The 2538-nt window shown below is 71.0% G+C and carries 3 protein-coding genes; all 3 read right to left on the reverse strand.

The annotated features are described in order from the left end of the window. On the reverse strand, nt 1–870 hold an 870-nt coding region (locus ABZ281_RS45745), incomplete at its 3' end, for an aminodeoxychorismate/anthranilate synthase component II (protein WP_356664342.1). A gap of 30 nt (nt 871–900) precedes the next feature. Then, nucleotides 901–1479, reverse strand: coding sequence for an antibiotic biosynthesis monooxygenase (locus ABZ281_RS45750; protein WP_356664344.1), 579 nt, complete (start codon nt 1477–1479; stop codon nt 901–903). A 193-nt stretch (nt 1480–1672) separates the two neighbouring features. Beyond that, nucleotides 1673–2518: a hypothetical protein gene (locus tag ABZ281_RS45755; protein ID WP_356664346.1), complete on the reverse strand. Its 846-nt coding sequence runs from the start codon at nt 2516–2518 to the stop codon at nt 1673–1675. Between the last annotated feature and the right edge of the window lie 20 nt (nt 2519–2538).

Raw genomic sequence — 2538 nt, forward strand, 5'->3', positions numbered from 1 at the left:
GGCCGGTGAAGGGGCCGCGCCCGCCACGCCGGGCGTCGAGACCGCCGTCTCGCTCGACGCGATGGCTTCGCCCGCCAAGACCGCCCCGGCCCCGCCGGGCGGGTTCGCGGCGCCCTGGCTGAGCGCAGTGACCTGGAAGACAGCCGCAACCACGGGCCGACGAACACCACCGGCGCTGAAAGCGCTCCCCGTCGTACGCCGGATCCCCGTCTCGCACTCCGGCACCACCGCCCGCCGCCGAGCCGCCGGAGGCATCGGCACCGCCGTGTTCTTCGTGCGCAGCTTGCCGGCCCGCTCGGCGGTGAGGTTCCGGAAGTTGACGAACATGCGGTGCCCGTACTCCGTGAGGACCGACTCGGGATGGAACTGCACCCCCCACAGCGGCCGGCTGCGGTGCCGGAGCCCCATCAGGACGCCGTCCTCCGCCCAGGCCGTGGCCTCCAGCGTCTCCGGCAGCGGCTCGCGCACGGCCAGCGAGTGGTAGCGGACGGCCGTGAAGTGCTGCGGCAGGCCGTGGAACAGGTCCCGTCCGTCATGCCGGATCGCGGACAGATGCCCGTGCCGCGGCTCCGGTGCGGGCCCCACCAGCCCGGCCTCCCCGAGCGCGATGCCCTGATGCCCCAGACACACACCGAGCACGGGCACCGGCGAGGTCGCGAGCAATCTGCCCGCGATGCCGAAATCACGCGCCACGCCCGGATGCCCGGGGCCCGGGGACACCACGAGGTTGTCGAACGCCCGGAGATCGGGAAAACCGTCGACGGGAGCATCGTTCCGGACTACCACCGGCTCCTCGCCGTTGACCTCGGCGATCAGCTGGAACAGGTTGTACGTGTACGAGTCGTAATTGTCGATGAGCAGGGTCTTCACCCGCCCACCTCCCTCTGTTCGTTCGCGGGCCTATGTGGCCCGGCGTTTGTGCCGTCCGCGCAGTGCCTGGAGCGACGGGTACAGCCATTTCCTGAAGAAACGCTGGAGCCGCGGCATGAGAATCCAGGTGACGAGGGCCGTCACACACAGACACAACAACAGTGTGCGAAACAGTGCATTGAGATCACCGAGATAGGGAAGCACCGCCAGATTGAACAGGAGCACCGGCGGAAAAACCGCGCTCATATTCACGAACCACATTTTCCATTTCGACGGCGGAGTCGGCGGCGCGGGCGTCAGTGTCTGCGCGTTGAACCAGGCCCGGGCGCCCGGTACCCTCCGGCGCTCCGCCTCCCGGGCGACCCCGTCCAGCCGCGCGTCCCACTGTTCCCGGGAGGACGATTTCTCCCAGGCCAGGGCCGAACCCTCGCTGGCGAAGCGATAGACGACATGCCATTCCGCCTCTCCGTCGACAAGTACCCCGCCCCCAAGAAACCCCGGCTGCCGCGCGGTCGCGCCCAGCATGGCCCACCCCCAGGAGTGGAAGTCGGCCGCACGGCCCGGCGTCACGCGATAGGCCACGGTGACCGTGACAGGATTACTGGTCACGCAGTCCCATACGGAAAGTGCTCACCCTGCGTTCAAGATTCAACAAACATTTTCGGGTCGTCCGCGAGACAGCTGCAAGGCGGCCACAAGGCAGCTGCGAGAGAGTCGCAGGGGAAGCTGCTGGACAGCGGCAAGACAGCTGTGAGTTTGTCCGGAAGGTGAAGAAATTCGGCAGCCGGGAAAGCGCTGCCGATCACCGCGGCGCGACGGCGCTCTCCTCTGCCTCCACCGGCGCCTCCCCGAACCGCGACAGCGCCAGCGCCCCCGCCACCGCCACCGCGAAACCGAGGATCGCCAGCCACCCCAGCCCCGGTCGCGTCCGGTCTCCGAGCCACACCACACCGATCAGCGCGGGCGCGACGGTCTCCCCGAGCACCAGCCCGGCCGTCGCCGTGGTCACCGACCCGCGCTGCAGGGCCGAGGTCAGCAGCAGGAACGCCGCCCCGCCGCCGAGCAGCAGCGCGTACGTCGCCGGATTGGGGAACAGCTCACCGGGCGAGAACCCGTCGATGAGCCGCACCGACACCTCCACCACCCCGAACCCCAGCCCCGCCCCGAGCCCGAGCGCCAGCGCCCGCCCCCGCTCCGGCAGCCGCCCGCCCGCCGCCCCGAGCAGCAGCACCCCGGCAGCCGCCCCGAGCATCGCCCACTTCAGCCAGGCCGGCCCCTCCTCGTCGCCCTCCGCCCCGGCCGCCAGCCCCAGCAGCGCGAGCCCGGCGCACACCACCGCCACCGCCACCCACTCGACGCGGCTCAGCCGCACGTCGAGCAGCCGCGCCGCGACCACGGCCGTCACCGCGAGGCTCGCGGCCAGCGCCGCCCCCACGGCGTAGATCGGCACCGACCGCAGCGCGAGGATCTGCAGCACGAAGCCGAGCCCGTCCAGCGCGAGACCGGCCAGGTACCGCCACTGCCGCAGCGCCCGCCACAGCAGTGCCACGTCCCCGCCCGGCCCGGTCGCCGCCGCCGAGCGTGCGGCGATCGCCTGCAGCACCGTCGCCGTGCCGAAGCAGACCGCCGCACCAAGGGCGTACACCATTCCAAAGATCACAAATCGAC

The organism is Streptomyces sp. NPDC006265 (genome assembly GCF_040613555.1).
Taxonomy (GTDB): domain Bacteria; phylum Actinomycetota; class Actinomycetes; order Streptomycetales; family Streptomycetaceae; genus Streptomyces.

Coding starts and splice junctions, on each gene's coding strand:
- ABZ281_RS45755 (WP_356664346.1), bottom strand. CDS start 2,518: ATGGTGTACGCCCTTGGTGCGGCGGTCTGCTTCGGCACGGCGACGGTG.